The organism is Variovorax sp. IB41 (assembly GCF_016405905.1).
Taxonomy (GTDB): domain Bacteria; phylum Pseudomonadota; class Gammaproteobacteria; order Burkholderiales; family Burkholderiaceae_C; genus Variovorax.
In genome coordinates, this window is the sequence record NZ_JAEFCB010000010.1 from 14,045 (window position 1) to 38,686 (window position 24,642).

The window sequence follows — 24,642 nt, forward strand, 5'->3', positions numbered from 1 at the left end:
CATGAGTCGATAATCGGTGGTTTGCCGCGCCCGGATGCGTTGTTCTGGCGCCCGCGCTTTTCCCCCAATTTCCGCTACCCAAGGTAAGTATCCACAGATGGCTCAATACGTCTATTCGATGAACCGCGTCAGCAAGACCGTGCCGCCCAAGCGGCAGCTCTTGAAGGACATTTCGCTTTCTTTCTTCCCCGGCGCCAAGATCGGCGTGCTCGGCCTGAACGGCTCGGGCAAGTCCACGCTGCTCAAGATCATGGCGGGTGTGGACAAGGAGTTCGAAGGCGAGGCGCTGCCCATGCCGGGGATGACGATCGGCTATCTGGAGCAGGAGCCCAAGCTCAACAACGAGCACACGGTGCGCGAATCGGTCGAGGAGTCCATGGGCGCGGTGTTCGCGGCCAAGGCGAGGCTGGAAGAGGTGTACATCGCCTACGGTGCCGAAGACGCCGACTTCGACGCGCTGGCCGCCGAGCAGGCCCAGCTCGAAGCGATCATCGCCACCGCCGGCACCGATTCCGAGCACCAGCTGGAAATCGCCGCCGATGCCCTGCGCCTGCCGCCATGGGACGCGAAGATCGGCCTCCTGTCGGGCGGCGAAAAACGTCGCGTGGCGCTGTGCCGCCTCCTGCTGAGCAAGCCCGACATGCTGCTGCTCGACGAGCCGACCAACCACCTGGACGCCGAATCGGTGGAGTGGCTCGAAGTGTTCCTGCAGCGCTTCACGGGCACCGTGGTGGCCATCACCCACGATCGCTACTTCCTCGACAACGCGGCCGAGTGGATCCTGGAAATGGACCGCGGTCGCGGCATCCCATGGAAGGGCAACTACAGCACCTGGCTCGAGCAGAAGGGCGAGCGCCTGGCGCAAGAGCAAAAGAGCGAAGAAGCCCACGCCAAGGCACTGAAGAAGGAACTGGAGTGGTCGCGCCAGAACCCCAAGGCACGCCAGGCCAAGAGCAAGTCGCGTCTGGCCCGCTTCGAAGAGCTGAGCGACATGGAATACCAGAAGCGCAACGAAACGCAGGAAATCTTCATTCCCGTGGCCGAGCGGCTGGGCCAGCAGGTGTTCGAGTTCCACGGCGTGAGCAAGAGCTTCGGCGACCGCATGCTGATCGACAACCTGAGCTTCACCGTGCCGCCGGGCGCGATCGTCGGCATCATCGGCCCGAACGGCGCCGGCAAGTCGACGCTCTTCAAGCTGCTCGCGGGCAAGGAACAGCCGGACGCCGGCAGTGTGGTCATCGGCTCGACCGTCAAGGCGGCGTTCGTCGACCAGCACCGCGACGAGCTCGCCAATCAGAAGACCGTGTGGGAGGACATCTCGAACGGCCTGGACATCATCAATGTCGGCAAGTTCCAGATGGCCAGCCGTGCGTATGCAGGTCGCTTCAACTTCAACGGTGCGGACCAGCAGAAGAAGGTCGGCACGCTGTCGGGCGGTGAGCGCGGTCGTTTGCACCTCGCCAAGACCCTGATCGCCGGCGGCAACGTGCTGATGCTCGATGAACCCTCGAACGACCTGGACGTCGAAACCCTGCGCGCACTGGAAGACGCGCTGCTCGAGTTCGCCGGCACGGTCATGGTGATCAGCCATGACCGCTGGTTCCTCGACCGCATCGCCACGCACATCCTCGCGGCCGAAGGCGACAGCCAGTGGACCTTCTTCGACGGCAACTACCAGGAGTACGAAGCCGACAAGAAGAAGCGCCTCGGCGAAGAAGGCGCCAAGCCCAAGCGCATGCGCTACAAAGCCCTCAAGTAAGCCTCAGGCTGCTTCCAGGGAAGCGCGCGGTTCCGTAAGGGACTGCGCGCTTTTTTCATCGTCCGCCGCAAACACCTCGCGCGCCGCGCTGATGCCGTTGAGCGCCGCCGGAAAGCCCGCGTACACGGCCATCTGCATGATGATCTCGATCACTTCGGTGCGCGTGACGCCGACGTTCAGCGCGCCCTGGATGTGCACCTTCAGCTGCGGCGCCGCATTGCCCATGGCCGTGAGCGCGGCCACCACCGCGATCTCGCGGGAGCGCAGGTCCAGGCCGGGGCGCGAATAGATATCGCCGAACGGAAACTCGATCAAGAGGCGCGCGAAGTCGGGCGCGATGTCGGCCAGGCTCCTGACCACATTGACGCCGCCTTCACCGTCGATTTCCTGGAGCTTGGCCAGCCCGCGTTCGTAGCGCAGGTTGTCGTGGCTGTTGTGGGTCGGGTTGGCTTGTGTGTTCGTCATCGCTCGTCTTTCTTTCCGGGGCAGTGCCCGACAACGAGGGACGCTTCGTCTTGACCCTGGCCTTGGCCTCGATCGCGCGGTAGTGCGCAATCTTGGTCGAAAGCGCCTGCATCGATTGCTGCAGCGCTTCCACCCGGGCCTGGACCTCGGCGAGATGCTGCTCGAGCATCTCGCGCCGTTCGCCGACGCTGGCGTCCCCCTGGCTTCGAAGCCCGGCGAAGGCCTGCATGCCCTGGATGGGCATGCCGGTCTCGCGCAGGCGCAACAGGAAGGCCAGCCAGTCCATGTCGGCGCCCGCGTAGCGGCGCTGGCCGCCCGGTGCGCGAGACACCGCGGCGATCAGGCCGATGCGCTCGTAATAGCGCAGCGTGTGGGCCGTGAGGCCGGTGCGCTGTGCGACTTGCGCGATGGTCAGGCTGGTTTCCATGGCGTTGATTCTCGGAGTTGGAGCGCGCTCTAAGTCAAGCGCTTTGTCGAACTATTTTTTGCGGAGGCAGAAGATCGGCGTCGAGCCAGCCGCGCAGGCTGTTGACGAAGGCCAAGCGCTGCACACGGGGCAGATCGTCCACCCGCACGACGGCTTCGGCAAGCTGGCCGTCGTGCAGGCGCCTGGCGCGGCCGATGCCATCGAGCAGCCCGCAGCGCAGCGGCGGCGTGACCCAGCGGCCATCGAGCAGCAGCGCGATGTTGCCGCGCGTGCATTCGGTGATCTCGCCGTGGCGGTTCCACAGCAGCGTGTCGAACACGCCAGGCCCGATGGGCGCGAAGGCCTCGTAGTGCGCGCGGTGCGTGGTCTTGAAGCGCGAGAACTCGCTGTCGGCCTCGTCGAATGCGCGGGAGGCCAACTGCAGTTGCACGCGCGACGGTGGGGCGTCCATCGCGAAGGCTTCTGCGCGCGGCTGGCCTTGGGCATCGAGCAGGAGGCGAACGCGCCACGTACCCGTTGGATGCGCGTCGATCAGCCGATGAAGGCATGCCGTCACGACCGTCTCGTTCCACGGACAGCCGAAATGCGCAGCCGCCTTCTGCATCCGCGCCAGGTGCGCAGGCGCATCGCGCAACGCGCCGCCGACCAGCGCAAGGGTTTCGAGCAATTCGAAAGAAGGCATGGCCGCAGACGATACAGACGCGCGCTGTTGCCCCAGAAAAGCCCGCTTGTGCCGCCACTCATCCCATTCCGCATCGGCCTGCGCATCGGCGGTGATGCCACTCCCGATGCCGCAGCGGGCCTGAGTGCCGCGCAGCGTCACGGTGCGGATCGGCACGTTGAAGGTCGCATGCCCGCCGGGTCGCACCACGCCGACCGCGCCGCAGTACACGCCGCGCGCCTCAGGCTCCAGCGCGCGGATCATGCGCATCGCGCCGACCTTGGGCGCGCCCGTGATCGAGCCGCAGGGAAAGAGCGCCGCGAACACATCGGCCAGCGAAATACCGTCCCGCACCTTCGCCTCGACGTCGGACGTCATCTGCCACACCGTGGGCAGCGCCTCGGCGTGAAAGAGCCGCGGCACGCGCACCGAGAAGGGCTGCGCGATGCGCGAGAGATCGTTGCGGATCAGGTCCACGATCATCACGTTCTCGGCGCGCTCCTTGGGCACGGTGCGAAGGCGCTGCGCCATCGCCTCGTCTTCGGCGGGCGTCGCGCCACGCGGGGCGGTGCCTTTCATGGGGCGCGCGAGGATGCGGTCGCCCTGCCAGTCGAAGAAGAGTTCGGGCGACACCGACAGCACCTGCTCGTCGCCGGTGTCGATGAAGGCGGCGTAGCCGTTGGGCTGCGCGTGGCGCAGGGCCATGAACCAGTCGCGCGCATCGCCCGTGAATTCGGCCCGCAGCGGCGCGGTGTAGTTGAGCTGGTAAAGCTCGCCGTTCGCGATCGCGCGATGGATGGCCTGCATGTTCCGCTCGAAGCCGGCGCGTGAGAGGCCGGCTTGCCAATCGACGGCGGGCGCATGGATGGGTGCTTCATTGGGCCACGGCACGGCAACGTCGTGCACACCGAACCACGCCAGCGGCCCTTCACCCGCATGCACCGCGAACGCAGCGTCGAAGGCCGCGGCCGCCTCGTAGCGCAGATAACCCACGCACCAGCGCCCCTCGCGCGACAGCGCCTCGACGGCCTCCAGCACCGGCTTCACTTCCTCCGCGGTGCGCGCAACGAGCACGCGCGAAGGCGCGCCGAATGCCAAGCGCAGCCGCGTCGCGCCGTCGCCGCGCGGCTCGGCGAAATCGATCAGCGTCTGCAAGACCAAATCGTCAGGCGGATTCCGCGGGCTTGGGCGTCACGGGCGTCACGGGCGTCACGGGCGCTGGCGCCGATGCCGCTTCGCCCTTCGCTGTTCCGGCCAGCACGCGCTTCCTCACCGCATAGATGTTGTTGCGCAGCGCATAGAGCTCGTCCGCATACGACAGCGGCACGGCCACCTTGTTGACCACGCGATCGAGGTCGTCGAGCTCCTTGAGCAGCGTGTCGCGATCTCCCGTCCGGGCATCGACCTTGCCCTCGATGTCGCGCAGCCGCGCATACCAGCGGAACACGCGCCGCCGCACGCGGAACTGGTAGAGCGGCGGGATCACGCGGCTCAGCGGCAGCATCAGCACCAGCAAGCCGCCCAGCACCAGCCACATGCGCTCGACCAGGTTGCTGGCCCAGAAGGGCAGGTAGCGCTGCCAGAACGGCGGCGTGCCGTTGATCGCGCGATCGCCCTCGGGGCTCACCGGCAGTTCGCTGGTGCGCGTGTTCGGAAAATCGCGCGCCCGGTTGAACCAGCCCGCGCCGCTGTGCACCGTCTGCGCCGATTGCGCGAACAGCTGGCGCAGCGCCGGGTGGGTTTCCTCGCGCGAGAGCAGCGAGGTGGTGGCCGCGAGCAGCGATACGTCCGAGGGCGGCAGGTCTTTCGACAGGTCGACCACGCCGCGCGGCAGCGTCACCGCCGAGAGAAACGGAAAGCGCCGCGAGTAGGCATCGGCCTGGCCGAAGTCCATCAGCTTGATGTCGCCCGCGCGCAGCAGCCGCTGCACCTGCTGCGATTGCGGCGCGGAAGACAGCACGATCGCATCGAGCAGCCCCGCCTGCAACGCCTCGGCGGCGGCGGCCTGTTCGAGGTTGGACAGCAGCACGTCGTCGGGTCCGAGGCGGTTGGCCTTGAAGAGCCGCTCCATGATCTCGGGCAGCCCGCTGCCGGGCATGTCGACGTTCACGCGCAGGCCGCGCAGTTGCGTGAGCGAGGTGAGCGTGCCGGTCTTCTTGTCGACCTTGTGCGCGCTGTCGGCGCGGTAGAAGAGCCAGATCGGCTCGAAGAACAGGCTGCCGAGCGAGCTGAGCCCGGCCTCTTCGTCGGCCACCGGATCGGCACTGCCGCCGCGCACGAAGCCCACGTCGGCGCCGCCCTTGCGCAGCAGCTCCAGGTTCTCGGAGGAGCCCGAGGTGGGCTTGAGCTCCACCGAGATGCCGTTGGCCTTGAGCGCCGTCGCATAGCGCTTGCCGAACTCCGCATAGGCGCTGCCCGTGGGGCCCGTGGCCAGCGTCACGTGCTTGGGCGGCTGCGGCTGCAGGTACCAGTAGGCGGCGATCAGGAGACCGATCACCAGAAAGATGATGGGCCCGGCCGAGGCGATCAGGTCGCGGATCGACAGCAGGATCAGCTTCAGGGTTCTGGGGAACGCCATGGTGGTCCTTTCTTGTGGGAATGCGTCAGGGGCGGGGCGTGGCCAGGTCGGCGGCCGAGGGAATGTGCAGGTCGCCCACCGTTACCGATGTCGCCGCGCGCACGGCGCGCAGCGTGGCGATGGCCACGGCCTCCGCGGCCATGGTGCCGAGCACCGTCATGCCCGGCGCGTTGCCTTCGAGCGGCACGCGGCCGGTGGCCAGGGCGAACAGCGTGTCGCCGTCGCTCATCGTGTGCACGGGGTTGATGGCGCGCGCCAGGCCGTCGTGCGCCACGTTGGCCAGGCGGTTGGCCTGCACCTTGGTCAGCACCGCGTCGGTCGCGACCACGCCCAGCGTGGTGTTGGTGCCCGCGAGCAGGGGCTTGGGCAGGTCGCCGCGCAGCAGGGCGCGGCGGGTGTCGAGCAAGGCGGTGCCGTCTTCGGTGCGCGCGCCGGCCACGGGCCGCGCGGTGTCGTGGTCGATCACGTCGCCCAGCGAATTGACCGCGATCAGCGCGCCCACCGTGACCCCGCCGACGGTGACCGACGCGGTGCCGATCCCGCCCTTCATCGCGCGGTGCACGCCGAAGAGCTTGCCCACGAGCGCGCCGCTGCCGGCGCCCACGTTGCCTTCGGCGGGCGCGGCGTTCGATGCGGCATCGCAGGCCGCGTAGCCGGCTGCGGCGTCGGGGCGGATGCGCGCATCGCCCATCGGCAGGTCGAACAGCACCGCGGCCGGCACGATGGGCAGGGTGCCGAAGCGCACGTCCATGCCGATGTTGCGCTCCTCGAGCCAGCGCATCGCGCCCTCGGCCGCCGAGAGGCCCCAGGCGCTGCCGCCCGCGAGCATCACCGCATGCACCTGCTGCACCAGGTTGCCGGGCGAGAGCAGGTCGGTCTCGCGCGTGCCGGGCGCGGCGCCGCGCACGTCCACACCGGCCACCGCGCCTTCGCGCGCCATGACGACGGTGCAGCCCGTGGGGCGGCGCGTGTCGGAAAAATGGCCGACTTCGATGCCGGCGACGTCGGTGATGGCACCGGCGCGAGGGGTGGGGGAGGCGGGGGAGGACGAAGTGGAAGACGGGGCTGGCATGGCGGCCGATTATGGGACCGCGCCTCTCTGGCCTCTACGATGGGCGCCATGACAGTTGCAAGAAGTAGTTTCGCCCCCGAGGGCGATGCGCGCCGCCACGTGGTGGTGATCGGCGCGGGCGCGGTCGGCTGCGCCACGGCCATCGAGGCGCTGCGCGCGGGCCTGCGCGTGACGCTCCTGGAACCCGAGGCGCCCGGCGGCCCGCAGGCGACGAGCTACGGCAACGCGGGCTGGCTCTCGTCGCATTCGGTGGTGCCGCCCGCGCTCCCCGGCGCCTGGCGCAAGGTGCCGGGCTGGCTGGCCGATCCGCTGGGGCCGCTGGCGGTGCGCTGGCGCTACCTGCCGCATGCGCTGCCGTGGCTGCTGCGCTACCTGGCTTCGGGCTGGACCGAGGCGCGCGTGCAGCGCACCGCCGACGCGTTGCGCACCCTGCTGGCGGATGCGCCCGCGCTGCATGCGCAACTCGCGGCCGAGTCGGGCGTGCCGCAGCTCATCGAACAGCGCGGGCTGCTGCATGCCTACCGCTCGCGCGCCGAGTTCGAAGACGACGCGCTCGCTTGGCGCGTGCGCGAACGCGCGGGGGTCCGATGGCAAGAGTGGCCAGCCGACGAACTGCGAAGCCGCGAACCCGACCTCGATGCGCGCTACACGCTCGGCATCTTCGTGCCCGAGGCTGGCCACTGCCGCGACCCGGGCGCCTACGTGGCCGCGCTGGCGCAGCATGCGGTCGATGCCGGTGCCGAGCGGCGCGTGGCGCGTGGCACGGGCTTTCGCATCGAAGCCGGCCGGTTGCGCGCGGTACGCACGAACTACGGCGACATCGCCTGCGACGCCGCCGCCATCTGCGCCGGCGCGTATTCAGGCCCGCTCGCGGCGGCCGCAGGTTCCCCGGTGCCACTCGACACCGAGCGCGGCTACCACGTGGTGATCGAAGGCGCGGTCGTCGGCCCGCGCACGCCGGTGATGGTGGCCGACGGCAAGCTCATCGCGCACTGGATGGACGGCGGCCTGCGCGCAGCCGGCCAGGTCGAGATCGGCGGACTGGACGCCGAGCCCGACTGGCGCCGCGCCGAGATCCTGCATCGCCATCTGCAATCGATGTTTCCCGCGCTTGCAGAAATGGGCGGCGGCAAAGCTTTCAAGCACTGGCTCGGCCGCCGCCCCAGCATGCCCGACGGCTTGCCCTGCATCGGGCCCTCGGCCGCGAGCGCGGACGTCGTGCTCGCGTTCGGCCATGGCCATGTGGGCCTGTGCGGCTCGGCGCGCACGGGGCGACTGGCAGCGCAGCTGCTCGCGGGCATCGCGCCGGAGACGCCGCTGGCGCCTTTCGATCCGGGGCGGTTCAGCTAGCCGGCTCGGGCTCTATCGACAGCACCGTGAGCGCCCCATCGACCTTGTCCGCGGTGAAGCGCACCTTGTCGCCGGGCTTCACCTTGCCGAGCAGCTCGGGGTCTTGCACGCGAAAGACCATCGTCATGCCGGTCATCTCGAGGTTCGGGATGTCGCCGTGCTTGAGGGTGATCTTCTTCGCGTCGGCGTCGACCTTGCGCACTTCGCCTTCGACGGCGGGTAGCGCGGCTTGCGCGAAAGCGGCCGCCGCAAGCAGAGCGGAGGAGAGGGCTGTGAGAAGTTTCTTCATGCCATTGCCCTTTCAGCGATAGCTTTGATAGACACGCGTGCTGCCATCGGCGAGCACGAGCAGCACGTCGTACGGATCGCGTTGGTCGCCGTAGGCCGGACCGTCCATGCCCGGCGAGCCGACCGGCATGCCGGGCACCACGAGGCCGACGGCCTTGGGCTTTTCCCTCAGGAGGCGCTGCACTTCGCGCGCGGGCACATGGCCTTCGAGGGCATAGCCGCCGACGAGGCCGGTGTGGCATGAGCCCAGCTTGTCGGGCACGCCGAGCCGCGTGCGTGCGGCCGTGTTGCCTTCGTCGTGCACCTTCGTGGCGAAGCCGTTCTTGTTGAGGTGCTTGACCCAGTCCTGGCAGCAGCCGCAGTTCGGGTCTTTCCATATCTCGACCATCGGCGCCGCTGCGAAGGCGGTGAGCGGCAGGGTGGATGCGAGCGCCAGCAGCGGGGCGGCGCGCTTCAAGAGGGTTCGTCGTTGCATGGTGATCTCCTTGGTCTGTTCGTTCATTCAGGATTTGCCGGGTGCGGCCGCCAGCACGCGGATGCGGCCGGCCATGCCGAGTTCGAAGTGGTCTTTCACGAGGCAGGCGAAATCGAAGTCGCCGGCGCGGTTGAAGCTCCAGACCATCTCGCCGGTCTTGCCCGCGGGCACGTGCACCATCCACGGGTCGTCGTGCTCCATGTCCGGGAATTTCTTCATCATGGCCGCGTGGTTCGCGATCTCCAGCTCGGTGCCCAGCACGAGCTCGTGCAACTCCTTGCCCTTGTTCTTCAGGCGCAGGCGGATGGTGTCGCCCTCGCGCACTTCGATGACCGAAGGCGTGAAGGTCATGTCGTCGGCCATCGCGATGTCGATGGTGCGGCGCACGGCGCTCGCCTTGCCCTCGATGCCCCAGGGCTTTTGTTCGGGAGCGAGCGTGGCGGCACCCTTCGGTTTCGGCGTGTGGTTTTCGTGGGCCTGCGATGTGGTTGCAGCGGCGGCGAGCGCGACGCACAGGGCGATGGATTTGAGGGTCTTGTTCATGCGATGAACTCCGGAATGAAAGTGGATGAGGTCAATGGTTGTGCGCGCCCGAAGGCTTGCGCACGGTGGCGTCGGTGTTGTTGCTGTTGTCCTGCGATGGCGCGTTGCGCGTGGTCGGTGGCACGGCGGCGCCGGGCACTTCGCGCGCGACCGTGCCGGCCGGGTGCTTGAACCAGCCCGGGTCCTTGTAGTCCCCCGGCTTCTGGTCGCGCCGCACCTTCAGGAGCGTGAACATGCCGCCCATCTCTGCCGAGCCGAACGGGCCTGCGCCGGTCATCATCGGCATCGTGTTGTCGGGAATGGGCATCTCCATGCCCCCCATATCGGCCATGCCCTTGTCGCCCATCACCATGTAGTCGGGCACGAGCTTCCTGATCTTCTCGGCCACGCCCTTGTGATCGACGCCGATCATGGTCGGCACCTCGTGGCCCATCGGCCCCATCGTGTGGTGCGCTTTGTGGCAGTGCAGCGACCAGTCGCCTTCCTCGTCGGCGATGAATTCCATCTGCCGCATCTGGCCGACCGCCACGTCCACCGACACCTCGGGCCAGCGCGCGGTGCGCGGCACGGGGCCGCCGTCGGTGCCGGTCACCTCGAACTCGTGGCCGTGGATGTGGATCGGGTGGTTGGTCATCGTGAGGTTGCCCACGCGGATGCGCACGCGGTCGCCGCGGCGCACATTGAGCGTGTCGATGCCCGGGAACACGCGGCTGTTGAAGCTCCAGATGTTGAAGTCGGTCATGGTGTTGACCTTGGGCGTGGCGCTGCCGGGCTCCACGTCGAAGCTGCCGAGCAGGAAGCAGAAGTCGCGCTGCACCGGCTCGATGAGCGGATGGCTCTCCTTCGGATGCGTGACCCAGAAGCCCATCATCCCCATCGCCATCTGCACCATCTCGTCGGCATGCGGGTGGTACATGAAGGTGCCGGGGCGGCGCGCGGTGAACTCGTAGACGAAGGTCTTGCCCGGCGGAATGTGCGGCTGCGTGATGCCGCCCACGCCGTCCATCCCGTTGGGCAGGCGCTGGCCGTGCCAGTGCACCGTCGTGTGCTCGGGCAACTTGTTGGTCACGTAGATGCGCACGCGGTCGCCTTCGACCACCTCGATGGTCGGGCCCGGCGACTGGCCGTTGTAGCCCCACATGTTGACCTTGAAGCCGGGCGCCATCTCGCGCACGACGGGTTCGGCGACTAGATGGAATTCCTTGACGCCGGCGTTCATGCGCCAAGGGAGCGTCCAGCCGTTGAGGGTGACGACAGGGTTGTAGGGGCGGCCGTTCGGGGGCGCGAGCGGTGGCGCGGTGGCTGTCGAGCTTTGCATCACCGGCTCGGGCAGCGCGGCCATCGCGACGCGGCTGACGGTGGTTGCGGCGACGGCCGTGGCAGCACCTGCGAAGAAGTTGCGGCGGTTCATGTCAGTGCCCTCCCGCCGCGGGTGCATCGCCGGCCGCAGCCGTCTGCAGCGCCGTCATGCCGCCGGGCGAACTGCCCGTGAGCGCGAGTTGCAGGTCGGTGTCGGCGAGCCAGAAATCGCGCTGCGCCTCGATGCCCGCGTTGACGACGAGCATGCTCGCGCGCGTTTCGCCGAGCAGTTCCCACACGCTCGCGAGCATGCCGTTGTAGCGCAGCACCATTTCCTCGTTGACCTTCTTGCGCAGCGGCAGCACTTCGTCGCGGTAGCGGCGCGCCAATGCGTACGACGTGTTCCAGCCTTGCCAGGCCTCGCGCGCCTCGCTCGCGGCCAGCACGCCGACATCGCGCACGCGGGCGGCCGACTGCATGTACTGCGCTTCTGCGCGGCCCGTGCGGGCCTGGCCCCAGTCGAACAGCGGCAGCGGCAGGTCCAGCTCGAAGCCGCGCTGTGTCGAGCGCGAGCGGTCGGCGTCGTTCTCGAACGTGGTGTTGCGCACCGCGCCGATCTCCATCGCGTTGATCACGCGGGTGGCACGCGTGAGGCCGAGCGAATCGGCCACCGCGGTGTTCTGCGCCTGCGCCGAACGCACGTCGAGCCGGTCGCGCAGCGCGCGCGCCTGCACGTCGCCGAGGTCGGGCGCGGACTGCGGCAGCGGAGGCAGGCGATCGGGCAGCGTGTGGCGGGTGCGCTCACCGCCGAGGCCGAGCAATCGATTGAGCTGCTCGCGCGTGGCGACGGCGGTCTGCTCGGCGCGCGCGAGCTGCGCCGACGCATCGGCCAGCAGCAGCTGTTCGCGCGTGCGCTGCAACGCGCTCCAGTTGCCGGCCTGCGCCATGCGGTGCGCGAGCTCGGCACCCGCTTCCGCGGCCTCCTTTGCATCGCGCAGGTACGCCACGCTCTGCTGCGCCGACACCGCGCGCACCCACGCGCGGCGCGTGTCGGCGGCCAGCATCAGCACGCTCTGCGCGGCCTGCAGCTTGGCGGCCTCGTGCCGCTGTCCGGCCCACCGCGCCTGCCACGGCAGCGTGACGAGTCCGATCACGTTGAAGCTGAGCATCCGCTCGAACTCGCGCTCGCGCCCTTGCGCCAAACGGCTGAACGAGAGCACCGGATTCGGCAGGCTCGCGGCCTGCACGCGGTCGGCGTCGCTCAGCTGCAGCGTGGCGAAGGCGTCCTGCACGCGCGGGCTGTTGAGGAGCGCAATGCGCACGGCCGCCTCGGCATCGAGCGGCTTGGCGAGCAGCGCATCGACGCTTTTCTGCGAGGCCTCGTCGGGCACGCGCTGCGCGGTGCTGCCCGCCATCAGCGGATTGCCTGCGACCAGCGCCTGCACGTCGGCCGAGCCGCCGTCGGGGGAAAGGCTGGCACATCCGGCCAGCGTCAGGGCGCTGGCGAATGCGGCGGCGCGCTGGAGCAGCGCGCTACGTCTTCGATAGCGAAGGGAGCCGGCAAGCTGCCGGCGAACAATGAGGTTCACGCTCGATCTCCATGAGCAATACGACCAACGCCGAGAGCCTCAGGGGCTCACTGCGGACGGACTACGGGCAGGGAGATCAGGAAATGGGCGGCTTCAGGCCCAGGACGGGCTCTGCGCTCGCGAAGCGGGCCGCATGGGCCGCCGGTGGCGCTTGAGGCGCGCCGTGCACGATATCGATGAGGGGTGTGCCGCCCAGCGCCACCGTGTGGCAGACCTGGCAGACGGTGCAGGTGCCGCAGCCCTGGTGGTCGGTGCCGTGGTCGCTGCTGCTGCCTTCGTCGTGGTGCGCCATGGTGGCCATGCCGCCATCGGATGCTTCCATGGCTTCATGGCAATGCGCATCTGCCGCGACGGAGGCCGGGGTGGCCTCTTGTGCAACCAGCGATGCGGCCGGCAGCGCGTGCCGCACCATCTCCACCGCCATCGCATCGCCGAGCCAGCCGCGGATGGGCAGCAGGGCGATCATGAGGGCGAGCAGCAGGGTGCGCATGGGGCGGGATGATAAACCGGTGCCCTAAGACACCAGCTGGCCGCGGGCCTTGTCGACCCATACCTGCAGGTTGTCCAGCAGGTCCTTCTGGCTGAAGGAGCAGCTCTCTTCGCTGAAGAGCGCGCTCGATTCGAGCCGGTCGAGCAGGTTCAGCAGCACCTCGCCGTAGCGCGGGGGCAGGGCGCCGAGCAGTTCGGTGCTGGCCCGGGCTTCGTTCGATAGCGCGGCGACCGATCCGCCGCCACCGCCGAGCGCCGCGATGCGTGCGGCGATGGCGTCGAGTTGCTGCGCCGTGCTCATCCCGCCACCTTTGCGGAAGGCGGCATCGACAGCCCGCGCTCGCGCATGAGGTCGCGCAGCACGTCGGGGTAGTCGGTGATGAGGCCGTCCGCGCCCCAGTCCATCAGCCGCTGCATGTCGGCGCGCTGGTTCACCGTCCAGGGCAGCACCTTCATGCCGAGCTTCTGCGCTTCCTTGATGACGGCCGGCGTGAGGTCCGCATAGGCCGGCGACCAGATCACCGGCCCGGCGCTTTTGCCAGCGGCCGCCTGCACCAGCTGCGGCACCGAAGCGAAGCCGGCCGCATCGAGGCCCGCGGTCCAGCGGCTGTCCTTCAGCGTGCGCGGCGTGCTGAGGTAGGCGCGTGGCAGTTGCGGCGCGAGCTGGCCGACGAGCGCGAGCGTGCGCCAGTCGAAGCTCTGGATGGTCACGCGGTCGGCCATCCTGGCCTTGTCGATCTCGGCGAGCAGCGCGCGCACCATCGGCTCGGGCGCCGCGGTTTCGTCCGGCTTGTTCGGATCGATCTTGGTCTCGATGTTCAAGCGCACCGTGGCCGCGGCGGCACCGCGTGCCTGCACCAGCGCGAACAGCGCGGCGAGCGTCGGGATGCGTTCGCCATCGCGCGGCTGCTGCAATGCGAACTGCTTGCCGTAGTTGCTCGTGGGGTTCAGGCGCCCCACGTCGTAGGTCTGCAACTGCGCCAGCGTGAGCGAACGCACGGCCGCGCCGCTCTTGCCCGGGAGCCAGTTGCCGTTGGCATCGCGCGTGTGGTCGGGGTTGAGCGCGGTGTCGTGCGAGATCACGACCACGTTGTCGGCGGTGAGCCCGATGTCCAACTCCAGCGTCGTCACGCCCAGGTCGATCGCGTTCGAGAATGCGGCCAGCGTGTTCTCCGGCGCGAGCCCGCGGCCACCGCGGTGAGCCTGCAGGTCGAAGTGCTGCTTCGCGGTGGGAACGATGGCGGCACAGCCCGCAACGAGCAGTGCGGCCACGAGCAGGGGGTATTTCATTTCAGCTGCACCTTGATGCCGTTTTCTTGCACGGTGATGTCACCGATCTCGTAGGTCTTGCGGCCCACGGTGAGTTCGTCGGCGGTAAAGCTGCGCAGCACCTGGCCCTGCAGCAGTTCCTGCGCGACCACCGCGCCCACCTTCTGCAGCCGCTCGGCATCGCGGCCTTCCACGCCCTGCAGTTCGAGGCGCTCGGACTTGGGGCGATCCAGCCGCAGCGTGCGCGTGGCCGCGTCGTAGCGCAGCGCACTGCTCATCGACACGACGCCCTGCACCGGCGAGGCCGCCAGGAGGGGGCTCGCGATCGTCAGCGTGGCAGTAAGGGCCGCGCGGTTGGTGGCGGCATCCAGCCCCAACTGCGGATCGCGCAGCCCGACCATAAAGATCTCGGCATAGCGCTCGGCCACCGGAAAGCGCTTGGCGATCATCGCCTGCAGCTCGTCGCGGCTCGCGGTGTATTCGCTGGTGAAGAAGTTGAAGCCGGCCAGCGCCGCGAACGGGGCCTGCAGGGCGGCCGTGCCGAGCAGGGCCTGCAGCATCCGGCGGCGGGAGGTGAGGGACGGAGGGCGGAGGTTCATAGGGGTTCCGAGCTTGCCACAGGCCGATGCGTTCCCGCCAGCGCCAAGGCGGCGCCACCGCCTGTCGGACAGTCAGCCGTCGATGCGCATTTCGTAGCGGGCGAAAGACCCGTTTTCCTTCTGGATGACGCTGTGCAGCACGAAACCGAAGCCTTCGTAGAGCGTGCGCAGCGCCTGCCGGTCCGCCACGCAATCCAGGCGCAGGTACGGCCGGCCGAGGCTGCGGGCGTGTTCGCGCGCAAAGGTCAGCAGGGTGGCCGAGACGCCCTTGCCGCCCCACGACCTGCGAACGGCCAGCTTGTGCACGAACGCCGAGCTTCCAGCCTCGATCTCGGGCCAGAAGAAGGGATCTTCCATGTCGATCCGAACCACCCCGGCCACGTCTCCGTTTTCGCGTGCGATGAAGTAGCACCCCGCATCGGTGTCGCGCTGGATGCGCTCGATGCCAATGTCGGTGGCTGACCACAAAGGTCTCCCCTCGGTGGCGAGCCATTGAGCGGCTTCGTTGAGAACGGCGGCGACAGTGGCCGCTTCGGAAGGCTGGGCTTTTTCGATGTTCATCGCGGCGCGAGGATAGCGGACCGCGAAGCCCCCGGAGCATCCGTTGATCGGCCGCACACCAACAGCGTGCCCAGTGCGCAGGGCGTCGGGTGCTCCCCGCAGCGAAATCAAGGAGGAGGGCGAAGCCCGGGGGACATTCGCGGAGGGGAGCACCCGGCGGCCTGTGCACCCACCCCCGAACCGACAGCGCAAAAAATCAGTCGTGCAGCGAAGACAGAAACTGCTTCAACTCCGCAGTCTGCGGATTCCCGAACAGCTCCCCCGGCGCCCCCATCTCGTGCACCCGCCCCTGGTGCATGAAGATCACCCGGTCGCTCACCTTGCGCGCGAAGCTCATCTCGTGCGTCACCATCAGGAGCGTCATGCCCTCGTCGGCCAGCGACTCCACCACGCGAAGCACCTCCCCCACCAGCTCGGGGTCGAGCGCCGAAGTGATCTCGTCGCACAGCAGCACAGCCGGCTCCATCGCGAGCGCACGGGCGATCGCCACGCGCTGCTGCTGGCCACCCGAGAGCTGGTCGGGCATCGCATCGAACTTCTCGGCAAGGCCCACGCGTTCGAGGAGCTTGCGCGCCTGCGAGGCGGCCTCCAACGACGAGCGCTTCTTCACCAGCGTCGGCGCGAGCATCACGTTCTTGCCCACCGTGAGGTGCGGAAAAAGATTGAAGCTCTGGAAGATCATCCCCACGCGCTGGCGAAGCTCGCGCATGGCCATCGCGCTCTCGTGCAGCAGCGGCTTGCTGTCCACGGTGAGCGAGCCTTCCTGGAACACTTCCAGCCCGTTGATGCAGCGCAAAAGCGTGCTCTTGCCCGAGCCGCTCTTGCCGATGATGGCGATCACCTCGCCGCGCTTCACATCCAGGTCGATGCCCTTCAACACCTCGTTGGTGCCGTAGGACTTGCGAAGCGCCGTGATGCGCACGATGGGCGCGGCGAAGGCGCTCGCGGGTTCGGGTTTGGCTTGTTCAAGCACGGCGGCCATGGGTCTTCCTCTCGAGGTTCTTGGCGTACAGGCTCACGGGAAAGCACAGCACGAAGTAAAGCAACGCCACGCAGCTGAACACCACGAAGGGTTTGAAGGTGGCGTTCGAAATCATGCTGCCGGCCTTGGTGAGTTCGACGAAGCCGATCACCGAGGCGAGCGCCGTGCCCTTGATCACCTGCACCAGAAAGCCGACCGTCGGCGCGATCGCGATCTTCACGGCCTGCGGCAGGATCACATGGCGCATCTGCTCGCCGAAGCTCAGCGCGAGGCTGCCGGATGCTTCCCACTGGCCCTTCGGAATCGAGGCCACGCAGCCGCGCCAGATCTCGGTGAGAAAGGCGCTGGTGTAGAGCGTGAGCGCCACGCTCGCCGCGGTCCACGCCGACACGTCGATGCCGAACAGCGCGATGCCGAAGTAGGCGAGAAACAACTGCATCAGCAGCGGCGTGCCCTGGAAGAGCTGCACGTAGAGGCCCACGGCCTTGCCCGCAAGCTTGCCGCCGCGCAGCCGCACGAACAGCAGCAGCCCGCCCACGATGCCGCCGCCGATGAAGGCGATCAGCGAGAGCACGACGGTCCAGCGCAGCGCCATCAGCAGGTTGCGCACGATGTCCCACAAAGAAAAATCACTCATGGCGATGGGTGTCCTTCAGTCATGCGTTCAGCGGCCGAAGAAGAACTTCGGCCCCGCCCAGTCGAGCAGCCGCCTGAGCGCCACCGAGAGTGCGAGGTAAATCAGCGTCGCGATGATGAACGCCTCGAACGCGCGGAAGTTGCGGCTCTGGATCAGGTTGGCCGCGTAGCTCAGCTCCTCGGTGGAGATCTGGCCGCACACCGCCGAGCCCAGCATCACGATGATGATCTGGCTCACCATCGCGGGCCACACCTTCTTGAGCGCGGGCGGCAGCACCACGCGCAGAAACACCTGCGCCTTGCTGAGCGCGAGGCTCACGGCCGCTTCGATCTGCCCCTTGGGCGTGGCCTCGATGCCGGCACGGATGATCTCGGTCGAATACGCGCCCAGGTTCATCACCATCGCGATCACCGATGCCACCTCGGGCGAGAGCTTCACGCCCGCCGCCGGCAGCCCGAAGAAGATGAAGAACAGCTGCACGATGAAGGGCGTGTTGCGGATCAGCTCCACATACGTGCCCACGATGGCGCGCAGCCACACGGGCCCGCCGGCACGCGCCCACGCGCAGAACGTGCCCACGATCATGCCGAGCACGGTACCGATGGCCGTGAGGCCGATGGTCCACGCCACGCCGCGCAGCAGCAGCGGCCATTCGGCGAGAACCGCTCCGAAGTCGAATTCGATGCCCATGGCCGCGCGATTCGATCAGACGGGAAGATCGCCGGCTGCCTTGCCGAGCCACTTCTTGGACATGGCGTCCAGCGTGCCGTCTTTCCTGGCGGCGGCAATGATTTCGTTGACCTTGGTCTTCAAGGCGGTTTCACCCTTGGCGACGCCCACGAAGCAGGGGCTGTCTTTCAGCAGCAGCTTGAACTCCGCGCTGACCTTCGGATTCTTGGCGAGCATGTCGCCGGCGACCGCCGCGCTGGTCGCGAGGGTCTGCGTCTGGCCGGCCACGAAGGCCGCGATGGTCGCGTTGTTGTCCTCGAACCGGCGGTAGTCGACGTTCGGCGGCGCCACCTTGTTCAGCTCCTGGTCTTCCATCGCGCCGCGCGTCACGGCGACGGTCTTGCCGGCCATGTCGGAAAAGGCGGTGAGCTTCATGCTCTTGGCGGCGTACACGGCCTGGAAGAAGGGCGCATAAGCCGACGTGAATTCGATCACCTTCTCGCGCTCGGGGTTCTTGCCGAGCGTGGAGATCACGAGGTCGGCCTTGCGCGTCTGCAGGTACGGAATGCGGTTGGCGCTGGTGACGGGCACCAGTTCGATCTTCACGCCCAGCTTGGCGGCGATGAGCTCGGCCATCTCCACATCGAGGCCCTGCGGCTTCATGTTCTTGTCGACCGAGCCATACGGCGGGTAGTCGGTGGGCACGGCGATCTTGATGGTCTTGGCCTTGAGCACGTTGTCCAGCGCGTTCTGGGCGTGGGCGCCGCCGGCCGTGGCCAGCAGGGCGACGGAAGCGAACGCGAGGGCGAGGTGGCGTTTCGATGCAGAGAAAGTCATAGCAGGGCTCCTAGGTAAGTCGATGAATCGGTGTCGTCGGGGGATGACGCGGGCTTGCGGCGTTTGGGTTTGGCAGAAGTGGCCGCCGTGTTGTGCAGCGGCGCGAGCGCATCGCGCAGCTGCGCGAGCGGATCGGTGGGCGCCTGCACGCGCAGCGCCGACTGCACCGTGCCGATGTGCGCGGCCATCAGCGCCTCGGCGGCGGCGTGGTCGCCGCGCTCGAGCGCCGCGACGATCTGCACGTGGTCTTCGCACGACTGCACCGCGTCGTGCGTGCTCTGGTAGAGCATGGCGATCAGCGTGGTGCGCGCGGTGAAGTCGCGCAGCGTGTCGGCCAAGAGCGTGTTGCCCAGGCACTCGGCCAGGCACACATGGAAATCGCCGAGCAGAAAGCTGCGGTTGCCGACGTCGCTCTCTTTCAGTGCGGCCTTTTCACGCTGCAGGTGCGCCTTCAGTTGGCGCAGGGCGGTCTTGTCGATCTTGCCGGTGCTGCCCGCGCTGCGGATGAGGCCCAGCTCGATCACGCGCCGCGCCTCGAAGGCTTCGCGCGCTTCTTCCTGCGAAGGCTCGATCACGAACCAGCCGCGCCGCGCGCTCACGGTGACGATGCCGCGCGCCGCCAGCCGGGTGAGGGCTTCGCGCACGATGGTGCGGCTGCAGTCGAAGAGCATGGCCAGCTGCTGCTCGCCCAGGCGCGAGCCCGGCGCGAGCTTCTGCGCCATCACCGCTTCGACGATGCGTGCACTGATTTCGGATGCGGATGTAGACATTCGCCTGCATACCAGCAGCTTTTGTGCCAACTGGTATGCAAGACGTGTGCACCGAAATGGACCGGCGGGTGCCGGCGCGCGCTCAATCCATCCGCGCGCCCGACGCCTTCACCGCCTTGTCCCAGCGCGGCGTCTCGGTCGCGAGGAAGCGCGCGAAGTCTTCGCTCCCGAGGTAGGCCGGGTCCGCGCCCTGGCTCACCATGCGCTCGCGCACCTCGGGGCTGGTCAGCACCTGCCTGAAGGCATCGCTCAGCTTGGCGACCACGTCTTTCGGCGTGTCCTTCGGCGCGAGGAAGCCATAGAAGCCCACCACCTCGAAGCCCTTGACGCCCGACTCGATGACCGTCGGCACGTCGGGCAGCGCGGGGTTGCGCTCGCGGCTGGTCACGGCCAGCGCGCGCACCTTGCCCTGCTTGTGATAGTTGGCGGCCTGCGGAATGGACTCGGCCATGAACTGCACCTGCCCGCCCATCAAATCGGTGAAGGCCGGCGCGCTGCCGCGGTAGGGGATGTGCACCATGAAGATGCCGGTCGCGGTCTTGAACATCTCGGGCACGAGGTGGCTGATGCCGCCGTTGCCCGCCGAGCCGTAGTTGACCTGGCCGGGCCGCGCCTTGGCGTAGTCGATGAATTGCTTCAGGTTCTGCACCGGCAGCTTGGGCGTGACCAGCAGCGCGAGCGGCTGCATCGCGGTGCGCGCGATCGGCACGAAGTCGCGCTGCGTGTTGTAGGGCAGCTTGCTGTAGAGCGCGCCGTTGATCACTGCCACGCCGGTGTTGGCCAGCATCAGCGTGTAGCCATCGGCCGGGCTCTTGGCGACCGCATCGGCACCGACCGAGCCGCCCGCGCCGGGCTTGTAGTCGACGATCAGCGGCTGGCCGAGCACGGCCTGCAGCTTGTCGGTGAGAAGGCGCGCATGCTGGTCGAGCGGGCCGCCGGCGGGGAAGCCGATGACCACCTTGATCGGCTTGTCGGGGTAGGCGGCGATGGCCGCGGTGCCGAATGCGCCAAGAGCAAAGGAAAGGGCCGCCAGCGCGGCCCGGTTGGGCTTGTTCATGATCCGTCTCCTTGTTGTGGAGACGATCATAAGCAGCGCGCTCAAGCCGCCAGCGTGGCCTTCAGCGTGATCTCGGGCACGCTCGCGAGCGCCTTCGACAGCGGGCAGCCGGCCTTGGCGGCGGCCGCGATTTCCTGGAACTTCGCTTCGTCCAGGTTGGGCACGGCCGCGTCCAGTTCGAGCTGGATGCGGTCGATCTTGAAGCCGGCGCCGTCCTTGGCCAGCCGCACGGCGGCCTTGGTGTCGATGCGCGTGGCCGTGAGGCCCGCCGCTTCCAGCGCGAAGGCGAAGGCCATCGTGAAGCAGGCCGCATGGGCCGCGCCGACGATCTCCTCGGGGTTGGTGCCGCGCTTGTCGTCCTCGAAGCGGCTCGCGAAGCCGTAGGGGTAGTCCTTGAGGGCGCCGGTCTCGGTGCTGACCTGGCCTTTGCCGGTCTTGCCGGCGCCTTCCCAGTGAACGCTTGCGTGCTTGTCTGCTGCCATGGAAATTCCTTCGGTCGGGTGGGTGGATGGATTGCTCGGAGGGAGAGCCTCAGGTATCGCTCCGAAAGCCGCGCCTGTCTGTAGTCGCAGGGCGCATCGCGTCTCCCCCATCGCGTCGGGGGCGCGCGGGTCAACCGCCGTGCACGCCCGCCGTGCTGCGCTTGAGCTGTCCCCGCACCTCGCCCGCCGGCCATGTTCGCGTCGACACGCTGACGTACCAGAGGCCGGCCATGAGATCGGCCACCTGGGCCTGTGTCAGCGTGCTGGTGCCGGTCAGCTCGTAGCCGGCGTCGGGGCCCGCGCCGTGCTGCACGCCCTGGCTGTGCGGCGGCAACTGGATCGCCAACGGGCCGTTGCTGCCCTTGGCCGCAGGGCCGTAGAAGCCCGCGAGCGTGGCCGGTCCGCTCAGGCGCGCGTAGTTCACGCGCCATTTGAAGACGCCGGTGGCCAGCGTCAGCGTGCCGAACATGGAGCCGCCCGCGTTGCCGGCGTGGCGCGGCACCACGTCCTCGGTGCCGAGCCAGCAGTCGATCGGCACCCACTCCGGCGGATCGCGCGGCACGGCGGCCGTGTCGTCCGGCAATCCGATCCCCGAGACCAGCGCGCAGCCCGAGGCGGCCAGCGCGCCCCCCAGGAGGATGGACCGTCGCCGGAATGTTTTTCGCAAGAGTTCGCGCATGAAGGACAGGGCCTGGCTGCGGGCACACGGCCCGGGGCCCGCACGATAGCCGATGCCGGGGCATACGAAAAAAGGGCGTCGCCAAGGTGACGGTCCGGGGGCTTCCCCGATGGGAGGCGCGGGCTGGGCCGCTTAGGCTGGCGTGCCTTTGTCTTTTCCCCGCTCCGGGTCCTTTCTCCGCCTGTTCTCTTCCCCGCCTGTTCTCACCATGCAACAACGCCCGCATTACAAGTTCTGGCCCAAACGCCTGCCGCATTCGCTCACCGTTCCCGCCACGTCGCTGTGGCACAACCTCTCGGTCTCCGCCGCCCGCTATCCGGACAAGGCCGCGCTCGTGTTCTTCGGCCGGGTGATGAGCTACCGCGAACTGGCCGAGCAGGTCGAGCGGCTGGCCGGCACGCTGCATGCGCTGGGCGTGCAGCGCGGCGACCGCGTGGTGCTGAACATGCAGAACTGCCCGCAGCTCGTCGTCGCGCACTTCGCGATCCTGCGGGCCAATGCGGTGGTGGTGCCGGTCAATCCGATGAACCGCGCCGAGGAGCTCAAGCACTACATCGTCGACCCCGACGCCAAGGTGGCGCTCACCACCGGCGACCTCGCGGCCGAGCTGGCCAAGGCCAGCGATGCGCTGCCGGCAGAGCAGCGGCTCGCGCACATCATCGTGACCCAGTTCACCGACGCCTTCGACGCCGATGTGTCCGGCGACGACGCCCCGGCCCCCGCCTGGACCGCCTGGCTCACCACCCGCCACCCGCTGCCCGCGCTCGCCGGCGGCCAGGTGACGGCATGGACCGACGCGCTCGAAGCCGGCCACCCGGCGCCCGCGCACGTGGTGGGCGCCAACGACATGGCGCTCCTGCCCTACACCAGCGGCACCACGGGTCTGCCCAAGGGCTGCGTGCACCACCATTCGAGCCTGATGCACAACGCCGTCTCGGGCCAGCTCTGGGGCCATGCGACGTCGGAAGCCGTGGTGCTGGCCGTGGTGCCCATGTTCCACATCACCGGCGTGGTGAGCATGCTGCAGACCTCGATCCTCGCGGCGGCCACGCTGGTCATCATGCCGCGCTGGGACCGCGACGTGGCCGGCCGGCTCATCTCGCGCTGGAAGGTGACGAGCTGGACGAACATTCCGACCATGGTGATCGACCTCATGGCCAGCCCCAACTTCGCGAGCTACGACCTCTCCAGCATCACCCACATCGGCGGCGGCGGCGCGGCGATGCCGCAGGCGGTGGCGCAGCGCCTGTTCGAGCAGTACGGCCTGAAGTACCAGGAGGGCTACGGCCTCACCGAGACGGCTGCGCCATCGCACACCAACCCGTCGGAAAACCCCAAGCAGCAGTGCCTGGGCATTCCGTTCATGAGCACCGACGCGCGCGTGGTCGACCCCGACACACTGGTGGAAATGTCCATCGGCGAATCGGGCGAAATCATCATCCACGGCCCCGAGGTGTTCCAGGGCTACTGGAAGCGGCCCGATGCCACGCGGGCGGCCTTCGTCGAGTTCGAGGGCAAGCGCTTCTTCCGCTCGGGCGACATGGGCCGCATGGACGAGGACGGCTACTTCTTCATGACCGACCGCCTCAAACGGATGATCAACGCGAGCGGCTTCAAGGTGTGGCCCGCCGAGGTCGAGCTCCTGATGTTCCGCCACCCCGCGATCCAGGAGGCCTGCGTCATCTCGACCAAGGACGACTACCGCGGCGAATCGGTCAAGGCCGTGGTGGTGCTGCGCCCGACGCACAAGGACACGACCGAGCAGGACATCATCGACTGGTGCCGCGAGAACATGGCCGTCTACAAGATCCCGCGCAAGGTGCAGTTCGTGGAGGCGCTGCCCAAGAGCGGCAGCGGCAAGGTGATGTGGCGGCTGTTGCAGGAAGACGAAAACAAATGATTCGGCCGGATGGCGCGGGCGCTTCGCGTCGAGAATCTTTCCCCTCTCTCTTCTCGCAACGCGTCCGTTCCATTCCTGCATGCGCTTTTTTCGACCGACTTTCCTTCTCTCCGTTTTCCTCTCCCTCCCCCTGCTGGCGCAAGCCGCGCCGCGCACCTGCCTGGTCGTCGGCGTGACCGACGGCGACACGCTCACCGCGCGCTGCGGGCACATCGGGTCTTACGAACAGGTCAAGGTGCGCATCGCCGCCATCGACGCGCCTGAGAAAAAGCAGCCCTACGGCCAGCGCAGCCGGCAGGCGCTCAGCCGCCTGTGCTACGCCGAGAAGGCGGTCATCACCGAGCGCGACACCGACCGCTACGGCCGCACCGTGGCCGACGTGTCGTGCAATGGCGAGGACGTGGGCAACCGCATGGTGTCCGAGGGCTGGGCCTGGGTGTACGACTACAACAAGATCGCGACCAAGCGTGGCGGCGGGCTCTTCAAGCTGCAGGACAGCGCGCGCTCGCGGCACTTGGGGCTGTGGGCCGATGCGAAGCCGGTGCCGCCGTGGGACTGGCGAAAGCAGCAGCGTGAGTCGCGCGAGTCGCGCGAGTCGCATTGGGGGGCGGGCTTCTTCTGAGGCCTGTTCCGTTCGGGGCGCTTTGTTCGGGGCGGCACTCCCGCCGACGGTGGGCTCTGTTTCGCGAATGTCCCCCGGCCTGCGGCCTCCTCCTTGATTTCGCGAAACAGAGCCCACCGCCAGCGCGAGCGCTTCAGAGCGGTCGTTGATCGGCGGTTCACCCAGAGCGTGCCCCCGTGCGCAGGGCATCGGGTGCTCCCCGCAGCGAAATCAAGGAGGAGGGCGAAGCCCGGGGGACATTCGCGGAGGGGAGTACCCGGTGGCCTGTGCACGCCGCATCACGACAAACGATGGCGGCGTGATCGGGACCTGAGGCCGAAAGAAGCGGCGGCGTTCAGCAGGCCCCGCTGCTCCAGCACCGGAGCGAGGGCATGAACAGCCCCGCGACAAAGGTGATCGCGCAGAACACCAGCAGGATCAGCGCCGCCATGCGCAGGCCCTCGGCGCTCCAGCGCGGTGCGAAGTTGCTGATGAAGCCCGAGGCCCACGAACCCTCCAGCCGCTCCGCGCCGCCCCAGCGCAGCACCCAGACGAGGAACAGCGCCTCGATGGCGTGAATGGCGATCCACCAGATCATCGACAT

At 68.2% G+C, this 24,642-nt stretch carries 28 protein-coding genes; 4 read left to right on the forward strand and 24 right to left on the reverse strand.

Annotated features, from left to right (window positions below; all coding sequences use genetic code 11):
• Positions 1-97: 97 nt before the first annotated feature.
• On the forward strand, positions 98-1,759 hold the full coding sequence (ettA, locus tag JC881_RS18590; RefSeq protein WP_198787190.1) for an energy-dependent translational throttle protein EttA: 1,662 nt from the start codon (positions 98-100) through the stop codon (positions 1,757-1,759).
• Positions 1,760-1,762: 3 nt separating this feature from the next.
• Here the strand turns inward: ettA and JC881_RS18595 are convergent, their stop codons facing one another.
• From JC881_RS18595 to JC881_RS18615, 5 genes are read right to left on the reverse strand one after another with little or no spacing between them, the layout of a single operon-like run.
• Positions 1,763-2,224, reverse strand: coding sequence for a carboxymuconolactone decarboxylase family protein (locus tag JC881_RS18595; RefSeq protein ID WP_198787191.1), 462 nt, complete (start codon positions 2,222-2,224; stop codon positions 1,763-1,765).
• Positions 2,133-2,651: a MerR family transcriptional regulator gene (locus JC881_RS18600; RefSeq protein WP_198787192.1), complete on the reverse strand. Its 519-nt coding sequence runs from the start codon at positions 2,649-2,651 to the stop codon at positions 2,133-2,135. The genes JC881_RS18595 and JC881_RS18600 overlap by 92 nt, the downstream gene beginning before the upstream one ends.
• 34 nt (positions 2,652-2,685) lie before the next feature.
• The gene (pabB, locus tag JC881_RS18605; protein ID WP_443083359.1) at positions 2,686-4,473 is read right to left on the reverse strand and encodes an aminodeoxychorismate synthase component I; all 1,788 of its coding nucleotides are present in this window, start codon (positions 4,471-4,473) and stop codon (positions 2,686-2,688) included.
• A gap of 4 nt (positions 4,474-4,477) precedes the next feature.
• Positions 4,478-5,890, reverse strand: a complete 1,413-nt coding sequence (locus JC881_RS18610) for a TAXI family TRAP transporter solute-binding subunit (protein ID WP_198787194.1) — start codon at positions 5,888-5,890, stop codon at positions 4,478-4,480.
• A gap of 25 nt (positions 5,891-5,915) precedes the next feature.
• Complete coding sequence (locus JC881_RS18615; RefSeq protein WP_198787195.1) at positions 5,916-6,962, reverse strand: P1 family peptidase; 1,047 nt, start codon at positions 6,960-6,962, stop codon at positions 5,916-5,918.
• Positions 6,963-7,010: 48 nt separating this feature from the next.
• On the opposite strand from JC881_RS18615, the gene JC881_RS18620 reads away from it, so the two are divergent.
• A complete protein-coding gene (locus tag JC881_RS18620; protein ID WP_198787196.1) occupies positions 7,011-8,312 on the forward strand; it encodes an NAD(P)/FAD-dependent oxidoreductase in 1,302 nt (433 codons plus the stop codon).
• Here JC881_RS18620 and JC881_RS18625 read toward each other — a convergent pair.
• From JC881_RS18625 to JC881_RS18710, 18 genes are all read right to left on the reverse strand, one after another.
• Positions 8,305-8,601: a copper-binding protein gene (locus tag JC881_RS18625; protein ID WP_198787197.1), complete on the reverse strand. Its 297-nt coding sequence runs from the start codon at positions 8,599-8,601 to the stop codon at positions 8,305-8,307. The genes JC881_RS18620 and JC881_RS18625 overlap by 8 nt on opposite strands.
• 12 nt (positions 8,602-8,613) lie before the next feature.
• Complete coding sequence (locus JC881_RS18630) at positions 8,614-9,075, reverse strand: DUF411 domain-containing protein (RefSeq protein ID WP_198787198.1); 462 nt, start codon at positions 9,073-9,075, stop codon at positions 8,614-8,616.
• Positions 9,076-9,102: 27 nt separating this feature from the next.
• A complete protein-coding gene (locus JC881_RS18635) occupies positions 9,103-9,618 on the reverse strand; it encodes a cupredoxin domain-containing protein (RefSeq protein WP_198787199.1) in 516 nt (171 codons plus the stop codon).
• Positions 9,619-9,649: 31 nt separating this feature from the next.
• Positions 9,650-11,029: a multicopper oxidase family protein gene (locus tag JC881_RS18640; protein ID WP_198787200.1), complete on the reverse strand. Its 1,380-nt coding sequence runs from the start codon at positions 11,027-11,029 to the stop codon at positions 9,650-9,652.
• A 1-nt stretch (position 11,030) separates the two neighbouring features.
• Entirely contained in the window at positions 11,031-12,506 is a 1,476-nt protein-coding gene (locus JC881_RS18645; RefSeq protein WP_198787201.1) for a TolC family protein, read from the reverse strand.
• A 76-nt stretch (positions 12,507-12,582) separates the two neighbouring features.
• Positions 12,583-12,996 (reverse strand): hypothetical protein, encoded by a 414-nt coding sequence (locus tag JC881_RS18650; protein ID WP_198787202.1) that lies wholly within the window; start codon positions 12,994-12,996, stop codon positions 12,583-12,585.
• A 24-nt stretch (positions 12,997-13,020) separates the two neighbouring features.
• A complete protein-coding gene (locus JC881_RS18655; protein ID WP_198787203.1) occupies positions 13,021-13,296 on the reverse strand; it encodes a hypothetical protein in 276 nt (91 codons plus the stop codon).
• Entirely contained in the window at positions 13,293-14,285 is a 993-nt protein-coding gene (locus tag JC881_RS18660; RefSeq protein ID WP_198787204.1) for a glycerophosphodiester phosphodiesterase, read from the reverse strand. Before JC881_RS18660 ends, JC881_RS18655 begins: the two co-directional genes overlap by 4 nt.
• Positions 14,282-14,863: a DUF1439 domain-containing protein gene (locus tag JC881_RS18665; RefSeq protein WP_198787205.1), complete on the reverse strand. Its 582-nt coding sequence runs from the start codon at positions 14,861-14,863 to the stop codon at positions 14,282-14,284. The genes JC881_RS18660 and JC881_RS18665 overlap by 4 nt, the downstream gene beginning before the upstream one ends.
• A 72-nt stretch (positions 14,864-14,935) precedes the next feature.
• A complete protein-coding gene (locus JC881_RS18670) occupies positions 14,936-15,424 on the reverse strand; it encodes a GNAT family N-acetyltransferase (protein ID WP_198787377.1) in 489 nt (162 codons plus the stop codon).
• Between the two features lie 196 nt (positions 15,425-15,620).
• Positions 15,621-16,406, reverse strand: coding sequence for an amino acid ABC transporter ATP-binding protein (locus JC881_RS18675; protein WP_233101892.1), 786 nt, complete (start codon positions 16,404-16,406; stop codon positions 15,621-15,623).
• A complete protein-coding gene (locus tag JC881_RS18680) occupies positions 16,390-17,043 on the reverse strand; it encodes an amino acid ABC transporter permease (protein ID WP_198787206.1) in 654 nt (217 codons plus the stop codon). Before JC881_RS18680 ends, JC881_RS18675 begins: the two co-directional genes overlap by 17 nt.
• 27 nt (positions 17,044-17,070) lie before the next feature.
• Complete coding sequence (locus JC881_RS18685) at positions 17,071-17,733, reverse strand: amino acid ABC transporter permease (RefSeq protein WP_198787207.1); 663 nt, start codon at positions 17,731-17,733, stop codon at positions 17,071-17,073.
• Between the two features lie 15 nt (positions 17,734-17,748).
• Entirely contained in the window at positions 17,749-18,549 is an 801-nt protein-coding gene (locus JC881_RS18690; protein WP_198787208.1) for a transporter substrate-binding domain-containing protein, read from the reverse strand.
• Positions 18,546-19,319, reverse strand: a complete 774-nt coding sequence (locus JC881_RS18695) for a GntR family transcriptional regulator (RefSeq protein WP_198787209.1) — start codon at positions 19,317-19,319, stop codon at positions 18,546-18,548. Before JC881_RS18695 ends, JC881_RS18690 begins: the two co-directional genes overlap by 4 nt.
• An 82-nt stretch (positions 19,320-19,401) precedes the next feature.
• Positions 19,402-20,376: a Bug family tripartite tricarboxylate transporter substrate binding protein gene (locus tag JC881_RS18700; protein ID WP_198787210.1), complete on the reverse strand. Its 975-nt coding sequence runs from the start codon at positions 20,374-20,376 to the stop codon at positions 19,402-19,404.
• A 41-nt stretch (positions 20,377-20,417) separates the two neighbouring features.
• Positions 20,418-20,858: an OsmC family protein gene (locus JC881_RS18705; protein ID WP_198787211.1), complete on the reverse strand. Its 441-nt coding sequence runs from the start codon at positions 20,856-20,858 to the stop codon at positions 20,418-20,420.
• A 130-nt stretch (positions 20,859-20,988) separates the two neighbouring features.
• Entirely contained in the window at positions 20,989-21,525 is a 537-nt protein-coding gene (locus tag JC881_RS18710; RefSeq protein WP_198787212.1) for a CHRD domain-containing protein, read from the reverse strand.
• A 220-nt stretch (positions 21,526-21,745) separates the two neighbouring features.
• Between JC881_RS18710 and JC881_RS18715 the strand changes: the two genes are divergently transcribed.
• Positions 21,746-23,437, forward strand: coding sequence for a long-chain fatty acid--CoA ligase (locus JC881_RS18715; protein WP_198787213.1), 1,692 nt, complete (start codon positions 21,746-21,748; stop codon positions 23,435-23,437).
• 79 nt (positions 23,438-23,516) lie between these two features.
• Positions 23,517-24,059, forward strand: a complete 543-nt coding sequence (locus JC881_RS18720; RefSeq protein WP_198787214.1) for a thermonuclease family protein — start codon at positions 23,517-23,519, stop codon at positions 24,057-24,059.
• 334 nt (positions 24,060-24,393) lie between these two features.
• On the opposite strand, the gene JC881_RS18725 is transcribed toward JC881_RS18720, so the two are convergent.
• Positions 24,394-24,642 (reverse strand): hypothetical protein, encoded by a 249-nt coding sequence (locus tag JC881_RS18725; RefSeq protein WP_198787215.1) that lies wholly within the window; start codon positions 24,640-24,642, stop codon positions 24,394-24,396.